The organism is Thalassotalea coralli, from assembly GCF_055786205.1.
Genome location: NZ_JBVVBK010000003.1, coordinates 404,460 through 429,642, shown reverse-complemented (window position 1 = coordinate 429,642; position 25,183 = coordinate 404,460). Strand labels below are relative to the sequence as shown.

20 protein-coding genes are annotated in these 25,183 nt (G+C 41.5%); 8 read left to right on the top strand and 12 right to left on the bottom strand.

Annotated features, from left to right (window positions below; genetic code table 11):
* Nucleotides 1-5: 5 nt before the first annotated feature.
* The 5 genes from ilvA to ilvG all read right to left on the bottom strand — a co-directional run bounded on the left by ilvA (nucleotide 6) and on the right by ilvG (nucleotide 6,463).
* Nucleotides 6-1,571 (bottom strand): threonine ammonia-lyase, biosynthetic, encoded by a 1,566-nt coding sequence (gene ilvA / locus ACOB80_RS10120; protein WP_473165700.1) that lies wholly within the window; start codon nucleotides 1,569-1,571, stop codon nucleotides 6-8.
* Nucleotides 1,564-3,423 carry a dihydroxy-acid dehydratase gene (gene ilvD / locus ACOB80_RS10115; RefSeq protein ID WP_473165699.1) on the bottom strand — a complete coding sequence of 620 codons (1,860 nt, stop codon included), beginning with the start codon at nucleotides 3,421-3,423 and terminating at the stop codon, nucleotides 1,564-1,566. The genes ilvA and ilvD overlap by 8 nt, the downstream gene beginning before the upstream one ends.
* A gap of 115 nt (nucleotides 3,424-3,538) precedes the next feature.
* Complete coding sequence (locus tag ACOB80_RS10110; protein ID WP_473165698.1) at nucleotides 3,539-4,465, bottom strand: branched-chain amino acid transaminase; 927 nt, start codon at nucleotides 4,463-4,465, stop codon at nucleotides 3,539-3,541.
* A 49-nt stretch (nucleotides 4,466-4,514) separates the two neighbouring features.
* Nucleotides 4,515-4,796 carry an acetolactate synthase 2 small subunit gene (gene ilvM / locus ACOB80_RS10105; protein WP_473165697.1) on the bottom strand — a complete coding sequence of 94 codons (282 nt, stop codon included), beginning with the start codon at nucleotides 4,794-4,796 and terminating at the stop codon, nucleotides 4,515-4,517.
* On the bottom strand, nucleotides 4,796-6,463 hold the full coding sequence (gene ilvG, locus ACOB80_RS10100; RefSeq protein ID WP_473165696.1) for an acetolactate synthase 2 catalytic subunit: 1,668 nt from the start codon (nucleotides 6,461-6,463) through the stop codon (nucleotides 4,796-4,798). The genes ilvM and ilvG overlap by 1 nt, the downstream gene beginning before the upstream one ends.
* A 500-nt stretch (nucleotides 6,464-6,963) precedes the next feature.
* Between ilvG and ACOB80_RS10095 the strand changes: the two genes are divergently transcribed.
* Nucleotides 6,964-8,487, top strand: coding sequence for a YifB family Mg chelatase-like AAA ATPase (locus ACOB80_RS10095; protein WP_473165876.1), 1,524 nt, complete (start codon nucleotides 6,964-6,966; stop codon nucleotides 8,485-8,487).
* A gap of 111 nt (nucleotides 8,488-8,598) precedes the next feature.
* Here the strand turns inward: ACOB80_RS10095 and ACOB80_RS10090 are convergent, their stop codons facing one another.
* The 6 genes from ACOB80_RS10090 to ACOB80_RS10065 form a co-directional block, all read right to left on the bottom strand.
* Complete coding sequence (locus ACOB80_RS10090; protein ID WP_473165695.1) at nucleotides 8,599-10,263, bottom strand: ABC transporter ATP-binding protein; 1,665 nt, start codon at nucleotides 10,261-10,263, stop codon at nucleotides 8,599-8,601.
* 10 nt (nucleotides 10,264-10,273) lie between these two features.
* Complete coding sequence (gene lanKC, locus ACOB80_RS10085) at nucleotides 10,274-12,952, bottom strand: class III lanthionine synthetase LanKC (RefSeq protein WP_473165694.1); 2,679 nt, start codon at nucleotides 12,950-12,952, stop codon at nucleotides 10,274-10,276.
* Between the two features lie 282 nt (nucleotides 12,953-13,234).
* The gene (locus ACOB80_RS10080) at nucleotides 13,235-13,396 is read right to left on the bottom strand and encodes a class III lanthipeptide (protein ID WP_473165693.1); all 162 of its coding nucleotides are present in this window, start codon (nucleotides 13,394-13,396) and stop codon (nucleotides 13,235-13,237) included.
* A 3-nt stretch (nucleotides 13,397-13,399) separates the two neighbouring features.
* Nucleotides 13,400-13,561 carry a class III lanthipeptide gene (locus ACOB80_RS10075; protein WP_473165692.1) on the bottom strand — a complete coding sequence of 54 codons (162 nt, stop codon included), beginning with the start codon at nucleotides 13,559-13,561 and terminating at the stop codon, nucleotides 13,400-13,402.
* A gap of 3 nt (nucleotides 13,562-13,564) precedes the next feature.
* A complete protein-coding gene (locus tag ACOB80_RS10070; protein ID WP_473165691.1) occupies nucleotides 13,565-13,726 on the bottom strand; it encodes a class III lanthipeptide in 162 nt (53 codons plus the stop codon).
* A 3-nt stretch (nucleotides 13,727-13,729) separates the two neighbouring features.
* On the bottom strand, nucleotides 13,730-13,891 hold the full coding sequence (locus ACOB80_RS10065; RefSeq protein WP_473165690.1) for a class III lanthipeptide: 162 nt from the start codon (nucleotides 13,889-13,891) through the stop codon (nucleotides 13,730-13,732).
* A 763-nt stretch (nucleotides 13,892-14,654) separates the two neighbouring features.
* On the opposite strand from ACOB80_RS10065, the gene ACOB80_RS10060 reads away from it, so the two are divergent.
* The 6 genes from ACOB80_RS10060 (at nucleotide 14,655) to ACOB80_RS10035 (ending at nucleotide 22,582) form a co-directional block, all read left to right on the top strand.
* Nucleotides 14,655-15,905: an efflux RND transporter periplasmic adaptor subunit gene (locus tag ACOB80_RS10060; RefSeq protein ID WP_473165689.1), complete on the top strand. Its 1,251-nt coding sequence runs from the start codon at nucleotides 14,655-14,657 to the stop codon at nucleotides 15,903-15,905.
* A gap of 2 nt (nucleotides 15,906-15,907) precedes the next feature.
* Complete coding sequence (locus ACOB80_RS10055) at nucleotides 15,908-16,627, top strand: ABC transporter ATP-binding protein (RefSeq protein WP_473165688.1); 720 nt, start codon at nucleotides 15,908-15,910, stop codon at nucleotides 16,625-16,627.
* On the top strand, nucleotides 16,620-19,037 hold the full coding sequence (locus tag ACOB80_RS10050) for an ABC transporter permease (RefSeq protein WP_473165687.1): 2,418 nt from the start codon (nucleotides 16,620-16,622) through the stop codon (nucleotides 19,035-19,037). The genes ACOB80_RS10055 and ACOB80_RS10050 overlap by 8 nt, the downstream gene beginning before the upstream one ends.
* Nucleotides 19,038-19,259: 222 nt before the next feature.
* Nucleotides 19,260-20,669, top strand: a complete 1,410-nt coding sequence (locus ACOB80_RS10045) for a sigma-54-dependent transcriptional regulator (protein WP_473165686.1) — start codon at nucleotides 19,260-19,262, stop codon at nucleotides 20,667-20,669.
* A complete protein-coding gene (locus tag ACOB80_RS10040) occupies nucleotides 20,656-21,888 on the top strand; it encodes a sensor histidine kinase (protein ID WP_473165685.1) in 1,233 nt (410 codons plus the stop codon). Before ACOB80_RS10045 ends, ACOB80_RS10040 begins: the two co-directional genes overlap by 14 nt.
* Before the next feature lie 43 nt (nucleotides 21,889-21,931).
* Entirely contained in the window at nucleotides 21,932-22,582 is a 651-nt protein-coding gene (locus ACOB80_RS10035; protein ID WP_473165684.1) for a DsbA family protein, read from the top strand.
* Here the strand turns inward: ACOB80_RS10035 and ilvY are convergent.
* Nucleotides 22,579-23,463, bottom strand: a complete 885-nt coding sequence (ilvY, locus tag ACOB80_RS10030; RefSeq protein WP_473165683.1) for an HTH-type transcriptional activator IlvY — start codon at nucleotides 23,461-23,463, stop codon at nucleotides 22,579-22,581. The two genes, ACOB80_RS10035 and ilvY, sit on opposite strands and share 4 nt — an antisense overlap.
* A 167-nt stretch (nucleotides 23,464-23,630) precedes the next feature.
* On the opposite strand from ilvY, the gene ilvC reads away from it, so the two are divergent.
* Nucleotides 23,631-25,115: a ketol-acid reductoisomerase gene (gene ilvC, locus ACOB80_RS10025; RefSeq protein ID WP_473165682.1), complete on the top strand. Its 1,485-nt coding sequence runs from the start codon at nucleotides 23,631-23,633 to the stop codon at nucleotides 25,113-25,115.
* Nucleotides 25,116-25,183: the final 68 nt, after the last annotated feature.

Sequence of the window (25,183 nt, the reverse complement as noted above, 5' to 3'; positions counted from 1 at the left end):
TAAGGCTATGCTAAAAAGCTTTGATAGGCTTGGTTTGTTGTTTCTTCGTGCCATTCATAGCCTAAGTCTTTTAGGTGACTAAAAAAGCTGAGTTCGTCTTGCTCGCCCACTTCAAAGCCCGCTAACACTTGGCCAAATGCTGCACCATGGTTACGATAGTGGAATAGACTGATATTCCAGCGCTCGCCTAACGTATCTAAAAATCGCTCTAATGCCCCCGGATATTCAGGAAATTGGAAACGGAAAATACGCTCTTGATGCTTCGACTTGTTTTGCCCGCCTATCATGTAGCGCACATGAAGTTTTGCCAGCTCATTATCGGTAAAATCTTCCACTTGAAAGCCCTGGCTTTCTAAGTGAGCTTTTACGCTGGCTCGCTCTTCATCACCCGTTAAGCGAATACCAACAAACACAGTGGCTTGTTGGCCGTCTTTATGTGTTGCTTGACGATAGTTGAACTCGGTAATTGCACGACCTTGTAAGGTGTGACAAAAACGGCGGAAACTACCTTTTTCTTCCGGAATAGAAACTGCAAATACTGCTTCTTTACGCTCGCCTAATTCACAGCGCTCTGAAACATAACGCAACGTATGAAAATTCATGTTAGCGCCTGATAATACCGCCGCTAATGTTTCATCACCTTTACTGGTTTGACAATATTTTTGAAGGCCAGCTAATGACAGAGCACCAGCGGGCTCAGCGATAACACGAGTATGCTCAAAAATATCTTTTATCGACGCGCAAATCTCGTCTGTAGTTACGGTTATAACGTCATCGCAGTACTGTTTGATAAGATCAAAAGTGTGTTCGCCAATACGCTTGACAGCGACACCGTCAGCAAATAACCCCACCTGATCTAAATCGACAGGCGTGCCAGCGTCCATTGCTACTTTTAAACAGGCAGAGTCTTCTGCTTCTACACCGATTACACGGATGCTTGGTTGCAGCTGCTTAAGGTAAACCGCCATACCGGCTAATAGGCCACCGCCACCGACAGGAATAAACACTGCATCGCAGTTAGCTTGCTGTTGTAATAACTCTTTCGCTACTGTGCCTTGACCTGCGATAACGTCGATATCATCAAAAGGATGAATTAGCGTTTTATTTTGCTCTTTGGCAAACTCGATCGACGCTGAGGCTGCTTCGTTGAAGCTTTTACCCACTAAGCGTACTTCAGCGCCTAAGCGTTTTACGTTGTCGACTTTTATATCAGGTGTGGTAATCGGCATAAAAATCGTCGCCGCAATGTTTAAGCGATTTGCGGCAAGCGCTAACCCTTGTGCATGATTACCAGCCGATGCTGCGACAACACCATTGTCACTTTGATCTTTTGGCAAGTTGGCGAGCTTGTTATAAGCGCCGCGTAACTTAAATGAATGCACAGGTTGTTGATCTTCACGTTTGAGTAAAACGTTATTGCCCAAACGTGCCGATAGCTTTTTCAATGGCGTTAATTCTGTCTCTCGTGCCACTTCATAAACAGGCGCGAGCAATATTCGACGTAAATAGTCTAATGCCTGCCCTTGAGTTGCTTGAGAAAGCAATAGCTCTTGTTGCTCTGCATTAGTCATCACTTTCACCATCTAACAAGGCGCGATTACGCACTGCGCCTTTGTCTGCACTAGTTGCCAACATGGCGTAGTTTTTCAGTGCGTAGCTGATTGGACGCACACGATCTTTTGGTTGCCATTTGTTTGGCTTGGCGTTCATTGCTGCTTTACGTGCTGCTAATTCTTCGTCAGAAATTCTTAGCTCGATAGAGCGGTTTGGAATATCGATATCGATAATATCGCCTTGTTCAACAAGGCCGATAACGCCGCCACTTGCTGCTTCTGGAGAAACGTGACCGATTGATAAGCCTGATGTTCCACCTGAGAATCGACCATCAGTTAACAACGCACACGCCTTACCTAACCCCATAGATTTTAGGTACGTAGTCGGGTAAAGCATTTCTTGCATACCTGGACCACCTTTAGGCCCTTCGTAGCGAATAACCACTACTTCACCTGCAACGACAGAGCCGTTAAGAATGCCTTCAACAGCGTCATCTTGGCTTTCAAAAACGTGAGCTGGACCACTAAAGGTTAAGTTGTCGTCGGCAACACCTGCCGTTTTTACAACACAACCGTCCGCAGCAATGTTACCTGATAATACCGCTAAGCCACCTTCCGTTGAAAAGGCGTTGTCGATTGAGCGAATACACCCTTCTGCTCTGTCATCATCTAAGGTGTCCCAACGACAATCTTGGCTAAAGGCTTTTGTCGTGCGAATGCCAGCAGGACCCGCGCGATAAAACTTCTTAACGTCCTCGTCTTCTGTCACTTTAATATCGTATTGAGCGATATGCTCAGCCAACGAAGTACCCAATACGTTGGTAACATCGGTATGAAGTAAATTAGCACGTGCTAACTCGCCTAAAATACCGATTACACCGCCCGCTCGGTGAACATCTTCCATGTGATATTTTTGTGTTGATGGTGCCACTTTACAAAGCTGTGGCACTTCACGAGAAAGTTTATCCATATCTGCCATGGTGTAATCAATTTCGGCTTCTTGTGCCATGGCTAACAAATGTAAGATGGTATTAGTAGAGCCACCCATTGCGATATCCAAACACATAGCATTGTGGATCGCTTTTTTATTGGCGATATTGCGAGGTAGAGCACTTTCATCATCGTTTTGGTAATAGCGCTTGGTTAAATCGACAATTTCTTTACCGGCTTTTAAGAATAATTGTTCACGGTCAGCGTGAGTTGCTAGCATTGAACCATTACCAGGTAAGGCTAAACCTAAAGCTTCTGCAAGACAGTTCATCGAATTAGCGGTGAACATACCAGAACATGAGCCACAAGTAGGGCAAGCTGAACGTTCAACTTGTTTGCTTTGCTCGTCTGAAACCGTTGGATCGGCACCTTGGATCATGGCATCAACTAAATCAAGTTTGATGATTTGATCTGAAAGCTTAGTTTTACCGGCTTCCATTGGGCCGCCAGAAACAAAAATAACAGGGATGTTAAGGCGCATTGCTGCCATTAACATGCCTGGAGTGATTTTGTCACAGTTTGAGATACACACCATAGCATCAGCACAGTGAGCATTAACCATGTATTCAACAGAGTCGGCGATTAAATCACGCGATGGCAGGCTGTAAAGCATACCGCTATGACCCATAGCGATACCATCATCAACGGCGATAGTATTGAATTCTTTGGCAACACCACCCGCTTCTTCAATCGCACCAGCAACCAATTGACCCATGTCTTTAAGGTGAACGTGACCAGGAACAAATTGGGTGAAAGAGTTCACTACGGCAATAATAGGTTTGCCAAAATCTCCGTCGGTCATTCCTGTTGCACGCCAAAGGGCACGTGCGCCCGCCATGTTACGGCCTTGAGTTGAAGTTGCTGAGCGAAGTTTAGGCATAGTATTTTCCGTCTATGAATAATTGAATTTCTTTGTCATAGCAGGCGTTTTCACCTGCTATAGCCTAGAAACTCAGTTAGCAAAGAATCAGCCTTTGCTAACCGTTAGCTAATAGTTACTCTACTGGCTCTAACCAGTTGTCATCGATTTCAGTATTACCATTGAACATACCGAAGAATGCTTCTTGTAATGCTTTAGTAATTGGGCCTCTAGAACCTGTACCTACAGGTAAGCCGTCTACTGTACGAACAGGAACAACTTCTGTTGCGGTACCTGTCATGAAGAATTCATCAGCAAGGTATAAAGACTCACGAGAAATTGGCTCTTCACGTACTTCATAGCCTAAGTTACGCGCTAACTTGATTACGGTATCGCGTGTTAAGCCCGGTAAAATAGACGCTGTGCTAAATGGTGTGTAGATCACGCCTTTACGTACTAAGAATAAGTTCTGGCCTGCACCTTCACTTACCATGTTGTTAACGTCTAACGCGATACCTTCAGTGTAACCATGGCGACCTGCTTCCATTGAAATTAACTGTGAAGACAAGTAGTTACCACCAGCTTTAGCTGCTGTAGGCATAGTATTTGGTGCTAAACGGTTCCAGCTAGAAACACCTACTTCAACACCATTTTCAATCGCTTCCGCGCCTAAGTATGCTTCCCAAGAGAAAGCGGCAACCATTAGATCAGCATCTGCATCTGCAGGTGGACGAAGACCCATACCGACATCACCTAAAAACGCTAGTGGACGAAGGTATGCTGCTTTTAGACCGTTTTTCGCAACTGCGTCTTTACATGCTTGCATGACTTCCTCACGTGTATAAGGGATATTCATGCGATAAACTTTTGCTGAATCGAATAAGCGATCAATGTGTTCTTCTAGGCGGAAGATACACGTTCCTTTATGCGTTTCGTAGGCGCGAATGCCTTCGAAAACAGATGAACCGTAATGCAACGCGTGGCTCATCACATGTACGGTAGCGTCTTTCCAAGGGATTAGACTACCGTTAAACCAAATGAGTTCTGCACTTACTTTTGCCATGATTTTTTCCTAGTTAGTTTTCAGTATTGAGTCTTGGTCAATACCTTAGTTATTGGGTGCTTAATGCAAATAAATTCGCGCTTTCATGTCGCGTCTTACTATTGTCTACTTTGACACCTTTAATGTCGATGAGTTTGTTGATCTGATCGACCAGTAATTCAATAGGTCGATCACTACTAACTTGTAGTACAATTGTCGCAATTTGCGTACCTGTATTTACTTCAGCGGTTAAGCCGTTAATTAAGAAGCCGCGATAGCGAGTCACTTGCAAAATACGCTCTAAGACAACTTGTTTGTCATCAGTTGTGATAACTAGTTGATAATAATTCATTATTTTGTACTCTCCATCATTTTGTCGTTAGCAGTTTCTGGTGGAACTAACGGCCATACATTGTCTAAAGCGTCGATGCATACATGTAATAAATAGGCACCGTCGTGATCTAACATTTCGTCGATTGCTTCACTTACTTGTGACTTCTCAACAATCTGCTTTGCTTTGATGTTGAATGAGCGAGCCAACATTAAGAAGTCTGGGTTATCGGATAAGTCGGTTTCGCTTAAGCGACCATCAAAGAATAAGTCTTGCCATTGCCTTACCATGCCTAGCTTCTCGTTATCGATCAGCAAGATTTTAACAGGCAAGTTGAAGCGCTTAATTGTGCCTAGTTCCTGAATGTTCATCATGAAAGAACCGTCGCCTGTTACTGCGATAACCATGTCATGAGGTCGACTTACTTGCGCACCGATTGCTGCTGGTAAGCCAAAGCCCATAGTACCCATTCCGCCGCTAGTTAAGAAGTTACAAGGATCGGCAAATTCCATGTGTTGAGCAGCCCACATTTGGTGTTGGCCGACATCTGTCGTTACACAAGTGTTATCAGGCATTTTGTCGCTAATTTCTTTAAGCACGGCTGGCGCGTATATACCTTTACCTGGGTGGTTATATTGCCAACCAAATTCATGTTTCATACCAGCTACTTTTTCTTGCCATTGAGCAATATCTAGTTCACGTGAAAGTAGCGGTACGTTAACCTTTAAATCACCTAGAATGGCGGCGTCAGCAAAACGGCGCTTGTTTATTTCAGCGGTGTCAATGTCAAAATGAATAACTTTCGCGTGCGGGGCAAATTCGTTTAGCTTGCCTGTTACACGGTCATCAAAACGAGCACCTACCGCAACTAACAAATCACATTCCTGGACTGCTAAATTGGCAGCCTTTGTGCCGTGCATTCCTAGCATGCCTAAGTAAAAATCATCGTCTGGATTAATCGCACCTAAGCCTTTTAATGTTGAAACACTTGGCATCCCTGTTTGCTTGGCGAAATCACGTACTTCATCGATGGCGTTTGCCATACCCACGCCACCACCAACGTATAAAATTGGCTTTTTGGCACCCTTAAGGACATCAATTGCTTTCGTCACGTCTGCTGGCGGCAGCACAACTTTGTTGGTGATGTTGTCGTAAGTTATTCCTTGTTTTTCAACCGCGGCAAGTTGAACGTCTTTTGGAATATCTACCAATACTGGGCCTTGGCGTCCTTCTAAGGCGATAGCGAATGCTTTGTGTAGCACCTTTTCTAGCTCTTCAACATCACGCACTTGAAATGAATGCTTGGTACACGCTAACGACAAGCCAAATACATCGATTTCTTGGAACGCGTCAGAGCCCATCGCTTTTGTTGGTACTTGACCGGTAATGGCAACCATTGGAATGGAGTCGGCAAGTGCATCAGCAAGCCCTGTGATCAGGTTGGTTGCACCTGGACCAGAAGTCGCCATACAGACACCAATTTTGCCTGTTGCACGAGCGTAACCGATAGCTGAAAATGCTGCGCCTTGTTCGTGTCGAACTAAATAGTGGTTGATGTCGCTATCATACAAGGCGTCATAGATGGGCATAATTGCGCCACCTGGATAACCAAATACGTGTTCAACGCCGTGCTGTTTAAGTACATCGAACAATAAAGAACCGCCAGTATATAAATTGTCACTTGCCATGATTTTTTCTTTAAGATTCCGCTAGTTACGCAGTATCTTTACTCCTTAAGTTAATGATTACCTTTACGTTTAGGTAAGCTTGCCGCCATATACGAAAAACCCCCCGGTCCTTTCGGAGCGGGGGGTTTGTATATTGTATTCGAGTTTAAATTTAGCTCAACAAACGCCCCCGCGATGATTTAATAATCACCACGACGAGAATGTTAATAATCACTAAGCTAAATTGACGCATGTATTTCGTTAAACTCAAAATGTTAATTTTTTGTTAGGCATTTGCCTGTCTTATTAAATTAGTATCATAGCTCTAATTCTTAGTGCAAGCTTTTTTATTAGAGTTTTTTTAGGCTACGGATAGCATTTGGTTATATCACTAAAACTAAACTACCGACGCTATTGATTTTTAACGGTATTTTAAAAAAGTAAATATGATTAGATTGGCAAGTTGTAGATTCAGTGACTACACTGAGAAACAATCAGACTATTTGAAATGGATTTTAATGATGTCTTTAGCCACAGTGTATAGCCGTGCCCGCATTGGGCTCGAAGCTCCGTTAGTCACCGTAGAGGTGCATTTAGCCAATGGCCTTCCCGCCTTTAATATCGTTGGTTTACCAGAAACAAGTGTACGCGAATCTAAAGATCGCGTGCGAAGTGCGATTATTAATTGCGGATTTGAATTTCCGGCAAAACGTATCACGATAAATTTAGGGCCAGCAGATTTACCGAAAGAAGGTGGTCGATTTGACTTGCCGATTGCTGTTGGCATTCTCGCCGCATCAGGACAGATTCCTACAGAAGATTTGAACAAATATGAGCTGGCTGGAGAGCTTGCTTTATCTGGTGAACTAAGGCCGATATTAGGTGAAATCCCTTTAGCAATTGCTTGCCAAAATGCACAACGGACGTTACTTGTGCCAGAGAAAAATGGCCGCTTGGCAAGTTGGGTTGAAGGCGCAAAAGTCATAGGTATGGCGCACTTAGCACAATTGTATCCTCATCTAATGAAGCAAAATACCCTAAGTTTTGTTGAGCAAGTTGACCATATTTCTTTAGCGCAGAATGCTTACCCAGATATGCAGGATGTTGTTGGTCAACCACTGGCAAAACGAGCATTAGAAATAGCGGCTAGTGGTGGTCACAATATATTAATGGTGGGGCCGCCAGGCACGGGAAAAACCATGTTAGCCAGCCGGTTGCCAGGTATCTTACCTAGGCTTACGGAGCAAGAAGCCATCAAGGTTGCAGCGGTGCAGTCTATCTGCCCTCAAGCTGAACAAGAGCTATCCGGCTTAACTCGACCATTTCGCGCGCCTCATCACACTGCTTCGGCAGCTGCGCTAGTAGGTGGTGGTACTGTCCCTAAACCTGGTGAAGTATCACTTGCTCATCACGGTGTGCTTTTCCTCGATGAACTCCCAGAGTTTGATCGTAAAGTATTAGATGTATTGCGTGAACCGATGGAAGCCGGCGAGGTGACGATTTCTCGAGCGCAAAGCAAACAAACCTACCCTGCTAACTTTCAGTTGGTGGCAGCGATGAACCCTTCGCCCACTGGATATTACAATGATAACCGCAGTACGCCAGAGCAAGTGCTTAAATACTTAAATCGCTTGTCTGGGCCTTTTTTGGATCGTATTGATATTCAAATTGAAGTGGCAAGACTACCTCGAGGAGCTTGGAGCCATGCGGATGCGTCAAGTGAGTCAACGCAGCAAGTGAGAGAAAGAGTAGAAGCGTGTCGACAAATGCAATATCAACGACAAGGGAAACCTAATGCGGAGTTAACCAGTGCTGAGGTTAGAGAATTCTGCTCGATGACCAACGAGGACAACGAGTTTCTTGAACTTGCGATTGAGAAACTTGGCATGTCCACTAGAGCGCATCATAAAATGATAAAAATTGCGCGTACTATAGCAGACATGGCGGGTAACAAGTCGATTGAGCATCATCATTTAATTGAAGCCTTGTCATATCGTGCCATGGACAGAATTCTTAGGCATTTAACTGAATCGGTCGCAGTTTAGTGAGATAGAATCTCAACGACTTTATCTTGAAAAGGATGATGTAAACGAAAAAGAGCTTGAGCATGGCGGTTGCTTAACGTCAGTGTTTCAAGCGCTAAATTAAGAAAATTATCAGGCAATTTTGGCTAATCCCGAACTCGAATGTTTTATTGCGTCAGGTAGTTCAAGTATCTGATCTGCTATAGTTTTCATTTCTTCGTTGTGAGAAATAAGAATGATGGTTTTATGGCCTTTGAGTTTGCCAATCAAATCGAAAATGTATTGTTCATTGTTAGTATCTAAGGCAGATGTTGCTTCATCTAACACTAAAATCGGAGCATCGCATAATAACGCTCGCGCAATAGCGATGCGTTGCTTTTGTCCGCCACTTAGTGTCGCTCCTGCTCGGCCAACTTTTGTGTCAAACCCTTCTGGAAAATCTGAAATAAATTGGTATGCGCCGGCAAGTCTACATACTTGTTCAATTTGCTCATCGCTGGCGTCCAGCTTGGCAAACTTTATATTGTCTTTGATCGATCCTGCTAAAAGCTGAATCTCTTGTGGAACAAAAGAAAACAGGCCTCGTTGTTCCGATAAAGATAAGTTATTACTGGGAAGCCCGCTAAATTGAATATCGCCTTTATCTGGCTTTAACAAGCCTGATAATAGTTTTACTACCGTTGATTTTCCGGCGCCACTTTGGCCTGAAATAGCAAAAGTGGAACCTGGTGAAATATCGAAATTGAGTGAATCGATGACCGTATCGCCTGTTTCATAAGTAAAGGTTAAGTCTGTCACGCGAATGCCTACAGGTTTTGACGACGTAACAGGAGCAACAGGAGTGTGCTGTTCTGTGTCTAAATCTAGAATCTCGAACACACGTTCTGTTGAGCCTTTCGCACGAATATAACTGTTGTAACCACTTGATAAGCCGTCAATGCTTTGAGTAAGAAACTGAGAATACATTAAAAATGCCACTAACGTGCCTGCGGTGACTTCACCATGAGTAATTAATGTTGCAGCAAACCAAACGACGATAACACTGGAAATTGAGGTGATATAAGCGATAACTGAGCTAAAGGCTGCGTCTTTGTGGCGCGCTTCTTTCGCCGCATCTAAAAACTTATTAATGTCTTTTTGATATAACGCATTTTGATGAGACTCTCTGGAAAACAATTTGATGGTTTCAATCGAATGTAATGTTTCTTGCAATGTCGCATTACTTTTAGCAATTGTGTCTTGTACACGTTTCGATATTTGATAAAAGGTATTGGAAAATGCGCCAGTGATAAGCGCAGATAATGGCGCTAATACCAGCACCACTAGTGCTAACTTCCAGTTCATGTAAGCCATTACCGTGATAGCTCCAATAAATTGAATAACACTTATAATGGAGGACGTTAACACTGACGTTAGTATGTTACGGATCGCTGAAATATCGTTATTGCAGCGAGACATAAGTTCGCCTATCGAGGTGTCATTGAAAAAACTTAGCGGCAGTTTTTGGAAGTGATTAAATACTTGAACATTGGTCTTAGCAACAATTTTATCGCCGGTCATTTGCAGCAGTAATTGCCCAGCCAAACCAATGACGACCTTCAGTAGATAAACAAATAATAGCAACCCAGCAACAAAAGATATCGACCAAGACAACTCGATACCGGAAGCGATATCTATCATGGTTTTAATACCATAAGGCAATAACATTTGCATCGCACTGGATACTATTAGCACGATTGTACTGAGTAAAATTGCAGGTAGAAATTCTCTACCTGCAAAGTTGATCATCTTTATCATAATGCGCTCGTTATTCTGATAAAGGAATTAGGTCATCTAACATAAATGGCGCTGGTGTATCATTGATATACCTGTGCATCATCCATGCAACCCCCGCACTACCCGTGCCGTAATCACAACTTATACGACTGGCAGACTCGCCAGGGAAAGCGATCCCCTGTTCACGCTCTAATGCGAACAACATAGTGCCAGAGAATAAACGGTTGATGGCTTTGTCAGCAATAACTTCCCAGCGATCGTGCTTACGCAAATCCATGTAAAAATCGGTAATACCACTACAGCCAAAGAAATATCCTGAGAAAATCGTGTACTTACGATTGCAATCGATATGAATTGAGTCGATCAGATCAGCGTATTTTTCGTTATGGGTAACTTCCCAATAACGTAAAAGCACCTTACCAATTCCCGAGCTACCCCAACTCCAATATGGTGTGTAGCTTGGCGTGGTATCACGAGCAACCCAAGTTAAACCGTCTTCTTCGTTGTAATAGCCGTTATCGATAACCCAATCTAGTGCTTTTTCACCTGTGGTTAAATAGGTTTTATCGCCTGTTGCTTTGTATAGGTAAAGTAAGAACATGGCGATACCGGCAATACCATGGCCATACGAGCTAGATTTTCTAGCTTGCGATACCCAATAAAAGCCTGCGTCATCCTCTTGTTTCGCTGCTAGTAGTGTTTGCCCGATATTTACGGCAGCATCTAAGTATTTGTCTTGGTTGAGTGTTTTCCAAAACTTCAAGAAAGTTAGACCAACACCTGACAACCCGTTATAGACGCTGTAAGAACTTGTAGGTAAATCAATTTCCATCAGATAATCGATAACCCGAGTTGCTAGCTTCTCATTACCTAGTTCTAACCAACCCCAAGCGATGCCGGCAAAGCCGTCAAATAAGCCAATAGTCAAGGTGTCTCTTGGCGCTAATGTCTGGGTTTCCATCCAATCTAATGCTGCATAATTGTCATACTTACCAGTAATTTGTTTAATGGTTAAAGCGACACCCATAGCGCCATAGCCAATACTTACTGGGTTTGATTCGAATATTTCTGGATCAGAAGGAAACAGCCTGTCTTCTCTATCAAGAGAAATGTTCGCTTCTGTGTAAGAGACAACCTTCTCGAGGATTTGCGGAATGGTGTTTTTATCAAAGTTACCCGTTTGAATAGCAAAAGGCAAAGCTGTAATGTCGTTTGATAGCAAGGCTTTAGCTTCAGCCATCGAAGGTCTATTTTCGGGCTCTTTGGACATAAGTTTAGCGATTAAGCTAGAAATTTCGTCTGGTGTACCTATATCGCTTTTTAGTTCTTGTAAGTATCTTTCGTGAGCAGCTCTATCTAAGCTCAGAATATTATTCATTGGGAACAAGCCAGACATTAATAGTGCACCAATTGCATAGGCGTCATCAGCGTAATCAGCGGCATTCATGCCTTGATAAGATTCAGAGGCGAAACCTGGCGTATGAATACTTGTTGGTAGGTCAATTCCTTTTTGGTATGCAGACTCAAAATCGATCAGTTTTACGTCCATCTCTTCGATGGATTCGCCAATGATCATTACATTGCCGGCAGACAAATCACCGAAAATGATATTGTGCTCATGAACGGTAGCAATTCGGTCGATAAGAAGCTTGGCGACCTTGATATAAATATCCCAGAACTTTTGCCAATCTTCTTCGCTTGGTTGGGTTTTCAACGTTAAATAAATATTTGCAAAAAAAGAGCGAAAATCGATGCTATCGCCTAGGAACTCCTGCACCATGTAGGCATGCTCCCAGTCTAAAAAGAAGTCGACAGGCTTGGCAGTCACTTCCGTATCTTTCAACATGTTTAATAAACGGTGTTCTTTTTTCACTAACTGCACGGCATCTAAACCCGTTAACGTGATATTGGTATAAGGCCTACCTTCCTTAATAACCACTTCTTTGTTGGTACCCCTTTGGGTCGCTTTGTACACACCACCTGCATTACTAAACGTTAATGCACTTTCGATAACATATTCACCATCTTTTAGTGAGAGCTCATCACCTTCCTGTGCTGTGTCATCGTCTTCAAATGGGTCTTCTATGCCTTCAGGAAGATTAAATACTGCCTCTCGTTTGTCTTCAACAAAGTCACCGTCTGGGCCTTGAATTACATGTTTCGCTTCTCCATCACCAAGGTCTTTCTTTATGGCAATAATGCCGCCGTAGCGATAGTAAATGATCTTGCTATTCTTATAGCGTTTATCAGATAGAATATAAGGGCCCCAGTAGCCAAGTGTTGCACAATAGAGCTCTTCAATAATCTCTTTAAACTCAGCTTCATTTTCGGGGTATATGGTAAAAAATTTACCAGCAGAGCCACGATCAAAGCTCTTACCATTAAACAAGCCAAACAAGTTATGATCAGCAACAAACTTGAATGCTACTTTGTGCTTTATCAATACTCGAGCAACTGTATCGGCAATTGCCGCGGCATGTGCTGGCGTAGCAGAGACGTGAATTTTCCATCCTTGAATAGGTAGTTCTTTGTTTTTAAAAGTACAGCGCCACCAATAACGATACCTTTCCAGCACTGTATCTTCCGTTGCTAATTTCTCGACGACATTATAAAAATCTTCTTTGTTTGGTTGGTATTTCTCAATATCATCATAAAACTCGCGATCAGCTATGGTGAATAGAGTTTTATCTTTTATCACTAATTCAGACATTTCTAGATATCCTTATTGTTTGAAAGTTGATTAAAAGTGAGTTGTTGGTAAACGCTTACTTTTAATCAACCTTAAATTATTCGCTTTACTTCGCCTCAAATATTGGCTTGCGACACTAAGTTATTAAAATAGAGCGCCACTTTAGTAGCGCTATACAGATACTGAAAAGTTACTGCACAGCATCAGGAGTTTGTATATTGCCTTGTCAAATGCATTAACAAGCTTTGAAATCTGCACCTAACACCGGCTTATCAGGTGCAGACTCAGAGCTTTGTACAATCATTAAACTGCCACAATGTCTCTGCCAGGTTGGCCACCTGAACAGCCTGAGAAGCTAGCGGAAGAGCAGCCGCCACAGCCTGCCCAGCTACATGAACTCGTACCTGGAGCGCCTTGAAGCTCATCGCTACTTGCTAACGATTGTAAATTTAGAACGCGATTCATGACTTATACCGCCACAATGTTTTGGCCAGGTTGACCACCTGAACAGCCAGAGAAGCTTGCTGATGAACAGCCGCCACAACCTGCCCAGCTGCATGAACTCGCACCACCGGCACCTTCAACCCCATCGCTTTTATCTAAAGCTTGTAAATTTAATACGCGATTCATGATTTATACCGCCACAATGTTTTGGCCAGGCTGGCCAATTGAACAACCAGTTGCACTTGCAGAAGAACAACCACCACAGCCAGCATAGCTACAAGAACTACCGCCACGAACGCCTTCTAGGCCATCTCTATTTTCTAGAGCTTGTAAATTTAATACGCGATTCATGATTTATACCGCCACAATGTTTTGGCCAGGTTGGCCGATTGAACAACCAGTTGCACTTGCAGAAGAACAACCACCACAACCAGCATAGCTACAAGAACTGCCGCCACGAACGCCTTCTAGCGCATCACCAAACTCTAAAGATTGTAAATTTAATACTCGATTCATTATTCTCTCCTTGTTGAATAATTGTTTTTTAAATGTAAACGCCATGTATATTTCATGGCTGATTACAGAGCAGCGAGAACTGTACCAATCTGAGATTTTTATCTGAAAAAATGTTGCAAAGTGAGAAAAATAGAGGGCGGTAGCGAAGTGGGGGAATAAAATATACACTTGAATTGTGTTGTAAAACTGATCTGTTAGTGTTGCAAAAATGATAATAAAGGTGTCGCAAAATGCATCCATGTCTCATTTTGAAACACATAAATGGAGCGCAAAACTGCAAAAGTGAAAAACTAACGTGATTGGCTGCCTTAATACCAAGTTGCCAATACGTTTTCAGAAACTGTTGCAAAATTGAATAAGTAGGTTTGTCTCAAATAAGCACCAGTAGGCTCATTGTTTAGCTATATAGGCAGAATGGAAGCCAATTTCATCGGTACCTCTTTAGTGTGGTAATGATGATGAGTCTTTATAGGGATAGTTTTGGCTAACTAGAAGCTGTTAATAGAACAAACAAGTATAGCTAATTAACAATAAGGGACAAATGCCAATAAGAAACAAGCTGTGCATATCTGAGGTATTTTGAACTGTCGCAAAATGCGACAAGTTGCATTTTTGCGACACTTTTTTCGTTCACTTGTGCGAATCGCAATAGGGGTAATGAGCTATTTTGGGTGCTAACTTTCTGATTTTAAATGAATTGATGGTGATGGCATCATCCATGCTTTATTCCAATACAGTTTGTTAGATTAAGCAGATGTGAACTATGGATAGAGTAAAAACAAAAAAAGAAATTTTGGCAGCGAAAGGTGCCATTATCGGCAAATACTTATTCGTGCCAGTCGCTTTATTTTCTATTGGATATTGGTTTGTTAATAAGGGGCCAGTAGCCAATGATGTTACTTTTGAGCAGTTAAAAGTGGTTCAGCCTAAGCAAGCAGCGATAAATGAAAACATTTCAATTAGAGCTGTTGTTGAAGCGATGGACTCTTATTACGTTGACACCACAGAAGCAGGTAAGGTTGAGCAAGTTTTTGCAGAAGAAGGTGACTTTGTGAAAAAAGGGCAAAAGTTAATAGGCTTGACCAATACGGCACTGATGCTAAACGTTATTTCAAGAGAAGCTTTAGTAACAGAACAGCTTAACAACTTACGCAATACTCGCATATTAATTGATGAAGGCCGTCTCAATATAAAAAGGGAAATTAGTGAGCTTAATTACCAAAAAAATGATTTGCAAAGCAATATAAAGCGCCTCAAAGCACTGGTTCCTGAGGGTTACGTTTCCGATAAAGACATTGAAGACTTAACGAACAAATTAACCTACACAGAAGAAAGAATAGCGATTAGTAAAGAAAGAGAAAAAAGTATCAATTTACTACGCGATTCCCAGCTTGAGCAATTAGAGGCAAACACTAAGCGATTGAAAAGTAACTTAGAAGTCGTAAAACAGTCGTTGCAAGCGATGACTATTAAAGCACCGCAAAGTGGTTACTTAACAAATTTTAAAGTGATGCAAGGTGAATTTGTTAATAGAGGGACGCGCGTTGGCAAAATTGATGATTTTAGCTTAGTGAAATTAAAGTCATCGATTGATGAATTTTATTTAAGTGATATTAAGGTTGGTAACCCTGCAACGATCAACATTGACGGTCTGCAGTATAAGCTCAAAGTGAGCAAAGTTTACCCCAATGTTATCAATGGGCAGTTTGAAGCCGACCTTAAATTCGCTGAAGAGTTACCAGAGAACTTATTACCAGGGCAATCCTTTGTCACCAACATAGTATTAGGAACGAGTGAGCCGGTAATGACGATACCAAATGACAAATATCTACAAGATTCATTTGGTAAATGGGTGTTTGTTATGGATGCAGAACAAGACATCACCAAGAAAAATATCGTTGTAGGCCGCAAGTCGTCAACATTAGTAGAAGTCGTTCGTGGACTGTCACCACATGACAACATTATTACCAATCACTATGAGTATTTAACTGAATATCAAAAGGGAGTGAACTAATCATGCTTATTTTAAAAAACGTTTCCAGATCTTTTTCAACGCTAGAAACTGAGACAACAGCATTGCAAGATGTTTCACTCACGATCAATGCAGGTGAATTCGTAGCAATCACAGGACCTTCAGGCTGCGGTAAATCAACTTTACTGAATATTATTGGCTTACTTGATAGACCTAGTAGTGGTGATTTATGCATTAAAGGCGACGTTATCCACACGAAAAAATCGTCGGAAATTACTAAGCTTCGTCAACAGCATTTTGGCTATATTTTTCAGAGCTTTAACTTAATAGACGAGATCTCAGTATATAAAAATGTTGAGTTACCTTTGATTTATTTAAATATAAATAAAAAGGAGCGACAGCAACGCGTCGAGAAGGTTTTGCAGCAGACTAATATGCTAGCAAGGCAACACCATTACCCTAAACAATTATCTGGAGGCCAACAGCAACGTGTCGCCGTTGCTCGAGCGTTGGTGGCACAACCGTCTATTATTTTGGCTGATGAGCCGACAGGTAATCTGGATTCTCAAAATGGCTACGAAATCATGGATTTATTATGTGACTTAAACGAACAAGGCGCGACCATCATTATGGTGACCCACTCTGAAAGTCACGCTTCTTATGCCGATAGGATCATTCAAGTAAATGACGGTAGGATTATTCAAGTAAATGCCGGCAGAAACTTTGAAGAAAACGTTATTCTAAAGGAAGCCGTCAATGTTTAACTTAGCTCTTTTACAAAATTATTTATCGGTGCTGGGGTCGAATACAAGAAAGTACTACTTTCAATTTATGTTGGTAGTGATTGGCTTAGCTACTGGTATTTTTTCTGCAGCCACCATCTTGTATTACACCTTGCATGAGCTTAGTTATGATAAGCAATTTAATGATACTCAAAGCATTTTCAGGGTTGCTATTGATTTACCTGAGATAGACTTGGGCAGAGAAGGTATCGCGTTAACTCCGGCGGGGTTAAAGCCATTTATAAATGACATAACAGGATCACAGCATACCATTGCTCGTGCTTTACCGATTAATTCTTTTATCCGACTTTATCATGGGCAGAATAGATTAACTTTCCCTAAGGTAGTTGCCGCAGATCAAGAATTTACCGAGATTTTTGAACTACCCATCATTAAAGGAGAGTTTAAACTTTCATCGCCCGGCACTATGGTGATTTCAGAATCTCTCGCTAATAAAATCTTTAATAGTACTGATGTCCTAGGTAAAACTTTTACTTTAGAAAGCGAAGTAGTGGTAACTGTTACCGGAGTCATGGCAGACCTGCCAAATAATACCCATTTAAGCTTCGACGCTATTATCTCAATGATAACCGTGAAAAGCGTTGTTCCTAATATGCTAGACGGCTTTAGAGGAGGTAATTTTTACACTTACGTAAAAACCAATGGCGATATCGATTTACCTGATTTTGTTGAGCGAGTTAATGAACGCTTAACTGATGCTATGCAGGTAAAAGTCGACACCATTATTCAACCTTTATCAAGCATTCACTTAAATTCACATATGCTCGGTGAAATGAAAACGAATGGCGATAAAAGACTACTGTATTTGCTAAATTTGATCACGATAATGCTATTAGTTATTACCACTGTTAACTTCTACAACACTAATTCTGCCTTTTATTCTTCTAGGCTAAAAGAGTTGTCGGTAAGGAAGGCTATTGGCGCTTCAGATGCACAAATATTTATTCAGTTATTAGTAGAGTCTGTTTGCATTATTACCGTCGCGGTTTTAGTGTCAGCGGTGGTTTTTGAAATGCTAGCCGGTAAATTAGAGAGCCTATTAAATATATCGTTAGTGATTAACTTACAGCTAGTAGCTTCGGTGGTCATTATTGCTACCCTTCTTAATGTACTTGGTAATTTAGTCCCTATGTATAAAGCGTCTAAAACTGACGTTCATTTAGGATTAAAAGGTATTCTAGATAGCCGGTTTAGAAGACAGGACTTTTCAAGAATACTGTTAGTGTGTTTGCAAAGCTTTTTTACCGTAATTTTATTGGTATTGAGTTTTGTAATGTATGAACAGAGCAATTTACTAGCAAATAAAAACTTAGGCTACGATAAATCAGGCGTACTTATCACGCCAGATATCACCGCAGACGAGTATCAGCAACGTTTTTTGTCTTTTAAAACGCGCGCCATGCAACTGCCAAATGTTGAGCATGTTGCAGTAGCTGAGCAATTTCCTACCATGCCATTTAACAACAGCACTTCTGCGATCAGTATTTCAGGCTTACCGAATACTAATTTAGACAAAGTACCTATGGTGGGCATTGGTGTTGATTTTATTGAAACGCTAAATATCAATATTGTTGCTGGACGCTCATTTTCTGATATGTATGTCGCCGATGAATACAGAGAAGATGACCTTGGACAAGCTCATTTTGGTGTCTTGGTTTCCAGTGCCTTTGTTGAACAAGCCGGTTGGTTAATGCCAAGTGAAGCACTTAACAAAACGCTCACTTGGAATGGTGTTGTTGCTCGAGTGGTAGGCGTGTTTGATTATGTTGAATTTAACAACAGTGTTACCGCGAAAACGCCTATTATTTTAGGTCATTCATACAATGTGTTGGCGCGTTGGTCAGTGGGTATTAAGTTGTCTCCAGAAGCCTCTGATCACGAAGTAAAACAACTACAATCCTTGTTTAATGAAACGTTTGAATACCCAAATGCAAATTTTCAGTCGCTTGAATCTTTACATGCAAGTCAGTATCAGAATTTTTTCAGACAATTAGATGCAACGCTAATGTTAACGCTGCTTGTTATCGTGTTGACCTTCTTCGGCATGTTTAGCTTAGCCAAATTTGCCTGCGAAAAAAGTGTGAAAGAAATTGCTGTAAGGCAAATTCTAGGCGCGAAACTATTCAATATTATTGGCTTACTTTCTTTTCGATATTTTTTTCCTGTCGTTATCTCAGCATTTATTGCTTTACCAATTGCTTGGCAAGCAGGCGGTACCTGGTTAAAAGCCTTTGATTTCGGAGGAAGGGTTAGTGGAGGGCAGCTTTTTCTCGCTTTGTTCTCTACCTTATTCATCACAGTAGTGACCGTGTGTTGGGTGATTATTAACGCAAATAATAAGCAACCGGTTGATGTGTTGAAAAACGATTAGGAGTAAAAGAAATGACAGAACTACTCGAATTTATCAAAGCTGAGCCGTGGTTATTAGTGGCAATGCCATTAGTTCAGTTGCTAACACTAGCGGTTTTGTTATATCTTTTGGTTATAGTTCTAAGGGAAATTTGTGGTGTTTTGAAATACATAACGGCGCACTTATTCCGTTTCTTAGGGCGTCGACGTAGGGATAATAACATAAGCAATAAGGATCAACTTTGTGAGAAGTGCTAGTAAAAACTCTCGTATTTTAGTTGCAGATGATAACGAAGATATATTAATTGCGACTCAAGTATTATTAACCAACCACTTTAAAGAAGTAACTACGGTTAACGAAGCGAGCGATATTATGAAGCAGCTTCACAAAGATGCTTATGCCATTGTGTTGCTTGATATGAACTTTGCGCAAGGTGCTGTCGATGGCGAAGAAGGCTTAAATTTGTTAAGGCAAATTAAAGCTTCTTTTCCTCAAGTGCAAGTTGTCTTAATGACAGCTTACGCCGGTGTGAATATTGCGGTAGAAGCAATGAAGCTAGGCGCGTCTGACTTTATTGTAAAGCCTTGGCATAACGAACGCCTTCTTGCGACCTTGTTTTCGGCATTAGAGTCACATCAGCAAAATCAGAAAATCCAAATACTAAAAGAAACCCAAAAAACCTTAATGTCGGACGCTAGAAAAGGATTTGATTTGCTGATTGGTGAAAGTCAGTCGATGCTTGAGCTTAAAGACATGATTGCCGATTGTGCTAATACTGACGCGAGCATTTTAATTACTGGTGAAAGCGGCACAGGTAAAGAGGTTGTGGCAAATTGTGTTCATGAAGAATCGCTGCGCTCTGCTGAATCCTTTATTAGCGTCGATATGGGGGCGATCACCGACTCTTTATTTGAAAGCGAGATGTTTGGCCATGTAAAAGGTGCGTTTAGTGGCGCATACGCCAACAAGGTGGGGCGGTTCGTCTCGGCTAATCACGGCACACTATTTTTAGATGAATTAGGCAATTTGCCTTATGCTTCGCAAGTAAAATTACTACGTGTTCTGCAGGAGCGCACGGTAACTCCAGTAGGTGGTAAGGAAAGCTATGATATCGATATTCGCCTGATATCGGCCACTAATGAAAATTTACAACAAGCCATTAATGGCGGTGAGTTTCGACAAGATTTACTCTATAGAATTAATACCATAGAACTACACTTACCTCCTCTTCGAGAAAGAAAAGAAGATATTCCGCTGCTAGCAGAGCATTTCCTTAATCTATACGCACAGAAATATAAAAAGCCGACTTTGTCGTTAAGTAATGAAGCTAAATATCAGCTACACGATTGGCGCTGGCCGGGTAATGTGAGGGAATTACAGCATATGCTCGAAAGAGCAGTCATCTTATCGAAAAATGAGTTAATGGACTTTTCTCGTATGCTCGCTTTAAGTGAAGGTAGTGATTATGAATCGTCAGAAACCGCAGATATGGTGATGCCAGCAGCTGAATTTACTTCGTTACAAGAAGCGGAAAAACAAACGATTATAAATGCACTTAATCAAACAAATAGCAATATTTGTAAGGCAGCAAAAATGCTAGGTATTAATCGCTCCTCACTTTATCGAAAGAAATTAAAGCATGGCATTGAGTAAATCATTTTCTTGTATCGTTTTTTTTAGTCTGGCTTGTTTTACAGCGAGCTTTTTTGAATATCAAGTGACTGAGTACATCGCCTATTTGGGCTTGTTCCTTACTTTGTTATATACAGCTAGTATTATGAATCAACCACATCTCAGGTTACCGCAGCCGGCAATCGCTAACGAAGTAAATCTTGCGGTTAGAACACATATGCCAGACGGCGCATTATCGGTGCAATCGTTAAATGAAATTTACGCAACGCTGGCGAACAAATTTAAATTTGCTTTTCTGGTGGTGGATGAAGCCGGTCGAGTCGTTCAGTCGAATAAAATGTGTACCACTTTATTTTCCATAGCAAAAATCACCCGAATTAGACAGTTTAATCATGTCAGCCAAGATGTTTTAGCGCTGATTAATGAAGGCAAAGAGCAAGCGAAAATATGCTCTATTCACGCCAATAACGTTACGAGCCAAGCCCTCGTTCAGTTAGTTAATCTGACCATGGAAGGGCAAGCGTATCGCATTGTCATTGTTAGTGATATTCATCAGTTTATCGAGCAGCGACAACATGACTCTTGGGAAAGAGTTATCAAAATTATTGCTCATGAAGTGATGAATAGCCTCGGGCCAATGATTTCGTTAGCTCAATCGGCACAACAATCATTTGATAGTGAAAAAGGCGAAGAAAAAAGTACGGCAGAAATAGCCATTGAAGTGATCAAACGTCGTGCAGAAGGCTTACAGCTTTTCGTCGAAGGTTTTAGAGGGCTCACTCAATTGCCTGAGCCTAAAATTGCATCGGTTGATTTATACCAATTGCTTTCGGAGCTAGCAGACAACAGAACGACTGCAATTGACGTTATTAAAGAACGAAATGTTAAATCAGCAATGGTACACACTGATGCTAGCATGTTGGAGCAGGTGCTAATAAACCTGATAAAAAATGCCGAAGATGCTACCAGTGAATGTGAAAACCCCACAATTAAACTGGTGCTTTATCGCCCCAGCTTAAAACAACTAAATATTGATGTAATCGATAACGGTATTGGTATTCGGCCAGATGTAATCGACAATTTGTTTATTCCTTTTTATACCTCAAAAAAAGAAGGCTCTGGCATAGGTTTAGCGTTATCCAAGCAAATTTGTTACTTGCTAGGGGTTAATTTGAGTGTGACATCATTATTGAAAGAACAAACTACATTTACGTTAAGTTTTGAATACGTGACCCATTAACTTGCGTCATTACTAAGGTTATTAACACAACAAGGAGAAAGTCGTGAAAATACTGAGAGCTTCTAAAGTGTTAGCGTTGTTAGCTGTCTGCGCTAGTGTTTTACTCTTGAATTCAGCCAATGCTACTTCAGAGTATCAAGAAGGAGTACATTTCAAACAAATTCCAGGTGCTAAATTTCAGCAAGATACTGTAGAAGAGTTCTTTTCATTCTACTGTCCAGCCTGTTTTCGTGCTGAAGGGGCAGTAAAAGAAATTAAAGCTAACTTACCCGCCAACCTTACTTTTGTCAGAAGACATGTCAATGGTATGCCTGGTATCCCTATTGCGATGCAAAATGATTTGTCTAAGTTTTTAATTGCCTCTAGAGCGATTAACCAAGAAGAAGCTTTTGTTAAGTCGATTTTTACGCAAATTCACGTTCAAAAAGACAAAGACTTTTCTGGTGAAAAATTGCAGCAGTTATTGAAGGTTAATGCCATCGATACTGAGTCATTTAATAAAGCATTAGTTGAGCAGGGAGTGGAGTCAACACACGATAATCAATTAAAGCGCTTAAAGCAGATGCGCGAAGGCGGCTTTGGCGGTGTACCCGCATTTGTTGTTAATGGTAAATATCAGCTACTGACACATAACATTGCTGGCTTGGAAGATTTTACGGCATTAATTAGCTATCTATCTAAAAAAGACAGCTAATCGTCAGCAATGGCATGGAAAAAGGCGTCTACCAGGGGTTGAGACTTTTGTTGATTTAGGCAAATAATACCTAGCTCAAAAGGCTCTATTTCCCCTACGCCAGTTAAATACTGTACGCGATCTTTTACTGGGCTATTCTCTACCACTACTTTTGGTGCAATTCCTACACCACAGCCCAAGGCAACCATACTGACCAAAGCTTCGTGACCCGAAACACTAGCATAAATATTAGCTTTGCCTTGTTGTCTGCGGCGAAACCAATAGTCAAAGCGTTTTCGCGCAACGCCATGTTCAGGCAAAATCATGGGAACATTGGACCAATTAATCACTGGCTCGTTAACCAATTCTTTTACATGGCATGGGCGGCTTGGGGCGATCACGGCAAGTGGTATATTGGCAATAGGCTGGAAAAAAATTTGTCTTGATAAAGCATCAGGCTTAACGGCGATAGCTAAGTCAGCACCTTGTTCACTCACGTGAGTGATGGCGTCTGCGGCATCGCCTGTACTTAAGACGATTTCCACTAATGGATGCTGCTGACGAAAAGCATCGAGCAATGGCGGAAGGTGACTGTAGGCCGCGGTAACCGAGCAAAAAATCGTTAGCTTACCTTGCAATTGCTCTTGTTTATCATTCAAGCTCACTTGCAGCTGCTGCCAATTTGATAACTGTTGCTCAGCATATAGTTGGAACTTCTTACCAGCTTCCGTTAACACCACCGAGCGATTATCTCGCACCAATAGCTTACAACCGACTTCATCTTCTAAACGTTGTATAGCTCGACTTAACGTAGAGGTACTCACGTAATGCAAATCAGCACACTTACCAAAGTGAAGTTGCTCAGCAAGGGTTAAAAACATCTTTAGTGATTTATGGTCCACGAGAAACTCCTGTCAGTTAAGGTTAATGAATGTGTGTTGCATAATTTGCAATATTATGATGCAAATATATCATTTTAAGCAATAGGACTTTTCTATTATCATGCCTTCATCAAAAATTCACGATACTTGATTAGAGTGTCAGGTATCGATTGCTTGAGGAAAAACAAATGGCAAATTACTTTAATACATTAAGTTTGCGCGAAAAGTTAGCGCAATTAGGCAAGTGTCGCTTCATGAAGCGTGAAGAGTTCAGCGATGGCTGTAACTTCATCAAAGATTGGAACATTGTTATCGTTGGTTGTGGTGCTCAAGGCCTTAACCAAGGTTTAAACATGCGTGATTCTGGCCTAAACATTTCTTATGCATTACGTGATTCTGCTATCGCTGAAAAGCGTCAATCTTGGCAGTGGGCAACTGAAAATGGTTTTACTGTTGGTAACTATCAAGAGCTTATTCCTCAAGCTGACTTAGTACTAAACTTAACGCCAGACAAGCAACACACGTCAGCAGTTAATGCTGTAATGCCATTAATGAAGCACGGCGCAACGTTAGCATACTCTCACGGTTTCAATATCGTTGAAGAAGGCATGCAGATTCGCCCAGACATCACAGTTGTTATGGTTGCGCCTAAGTGTCCAGGTACTGAAGTACGTGAAGAGTACAAGCGTGGCTTTGGTGTTCCAACTCTTATCGCGGTTCACCCAGAAAATGATCCTCAAGGCAATGGTTTAGCGATTGCAAAAGCATACGCTTCAGCTACTGGTGGCGATCGTGCCGGTGTACTTGAGTCATCGTTTATTGCTGAAGTTAAGTCTGACCTAATGGGTGAGCAAACTATTCTTTGCGGTATGTTACAAACAGCCGCGGTACTTGGTCACAAGCACTTAGTTGCTCAAGGCATTGATGCGGCATATGCACGTAAGCTTCTTCAGTACGGCATCGAAGTTGTCACTGAAGGTTTGAAGCACGGTGGCATCACTAACATGATGGACCGTTTATCAAACCCTGCAAAAATCCGTGCCTTTGATATGGCTGAAGAATTAAAAGACATTTTACGTCCTTTATTTGAAAAGCACATGGATGACATCATCGATGGCGTTTTCTCTTCAACTATGATGGAAGATTGGGCTAACGGCGACGCTAACTTATACAAATGGCGTGAACAAACGGCTGAAACAAGCTTCGAAAAAGCACCAGATTGCGACACTGAAATCACAGAGCAAGAGTACTACGACAAAGGTATTTTCGTTGTAGCCATGGTGAAATCAGGTGTTGAATTAGCGTTCGAATCTATGGTTGCTGCTGGTATTATCGAAGAGTCGGCTTACTACGAGTCACTTCATGAGACACCACTAATTGCTAACTGTATTGCACGTAATAAGCTTTATGAAATGAACGTAGTAATTTCAGATACAGCGGAATACGGTAACTACTTATTTACTCACGCTGCACAGCCTATGCTAGAAGAGTTTGTTAGCAAGCTTAGCTTAGAAGACTTAGGTGAAGGCTTAAAAGATACTGCTAATGGCGTAGATAACGTTCGTTTAATCGAAGTGAATGAAGCCATTCGTAGCCACAGTGTAGAAGCGGTAGGTAAAGAGCTTCGTGGTTACATGACTGACATGAAACGTATTGTTGAGTCAGAACTATAACAAATTATCTCTCATATCTTTCTGAAATTAAAAAGCCGATTCGATGAATCGGCTTTTTTTATTGGTTT

What these genes read in the sequence shown, in the direction of transcription:
- ilvA (WP_473165700.1), bottom strand. Translation starts at nt 1,571, where the DNA reads ATGACTAATGCAGAGCAACAAGAGCTATTGCTTTCTCAAGCAACTCAA.
- ilvD (WP_473165699.1), bottom strand. Translation starts at nt 3,423, where the DNA reads ATGCCTAAACTTCGCTCAGCAACTTCAACTCAAGGCCGTAACATGGCG.
- ACOB80_RS10110 (WP_473165698.1), bottom strand. Translation starts at nt 4,465, where the DNA reads ATGGCAAAAGTAAGTGCAGAACTCATTTGGTTTAACGGTAGTCTAATC.
- ilvM (WP_473165697.1), bottom strand. Translation starts at nt 4,796, where the DNA reads ATGAATTATTATCAACTAGTTATCACAACTGATGACAAACAAGTTGTC.
- ilvG (WP_473165696.1), bottom strand. Translation starts at nt 6,463, where the DNA reads ATGGCAAGTGACAATTTATATACTGGCGGTTCTTTATTGTTCGATGTA.
- ACOB80_RS10095 (WP_473165876.1), top strand. Translation starts at nt 6,964, where the DNA reads ATGTCTTTAGCCACAGTGTATAGCCGTGCCCGCATTGGGCTCGAAGCT.
- ACOB80_RS10090 (WP_473165695.1), bottom strand. Translation starts at nt 10,263, where the DNA reads ATGATAAAGATGATCAACTTTGCAGGTAGAGAATTTCTACCTGCAATT.
- lanKC (WP_473165694.1), bottom strand. Translation starts at nt 12,952, where the DNA reads ATGTCTGAATTAGTGATAAAAGATAAAACTCTATTCACCATAGCTGAT.
- ACOB80_RS10080 (WP_473165693.1), bottom strand. Translation starts at nt 13,396, where the DNA reads ATGAATCGCGTTCTAAATTTACAATCGTTAGCAAGTAGCGATGAGCTT.
- ACOB80_RS10075 (WP_473165692.1), bottom strand. Translation starts at nt 13,561, where the DNA reads ATGAATCGCGTATTAAATTTACAAGCTTTAGATAAAAGCGATGGGGTT.
- ACOB80_RS10070 (WP_473165691.1), bottom strand. Translation starts at nt 13,726, where the DNA reads ATGAATCGCGTATTAAATTTACAAGCTCTAGAAAATAGAGATGGCCTA.
- ACOB80_RS10065 (WP_473165690.1), bottom strand. Translation starts at nt 13,891, where the DNA reads ATGAATCGAGTATTAAATTTACAATCTTTAGAGTTTGGTGATGCGCTA.
- ACOB80_RS10060 (WP_473165689.1), top strand. Translation starts at nt 14,655, where the DNA reads ATGGATAGAGTAAAAACAAAAAAAGAAATTTTGGCAGCGAAAGGTGCC.
- ACOB80_RS10055 (WP_473165688.1), top strand. Translation starts at nt 15,908, where the DNA reads ATGCTTATTTTAAAAAACGTTTCCAGATCTTTTTCAACGCTAGAAACT.
- ACOB80_RS10050 (WP_473165687.1), top strand. Translation starts at nt 16,620, where the DNA reads ATGTTTAACTTAGCTCTTTTACAAAATTATTTATCGGTGCTGGGGTCG.
- ACOB80_RS10040 (WP_473165685.1), top strand. Translation starts at nt 20,656, where the DNA reads ATGGCATTGAGTAAATCATTTTCTTGTATCGTTTTTTTTAGTCTGGCT.
- ilvC (WP_473165682.1), top strand. Translation starts at nt 23,631, where the DNA reads ATGGCAAATTACTTTAATACATTAAGTTTGCGCGAAAAGTTAGCGCAA.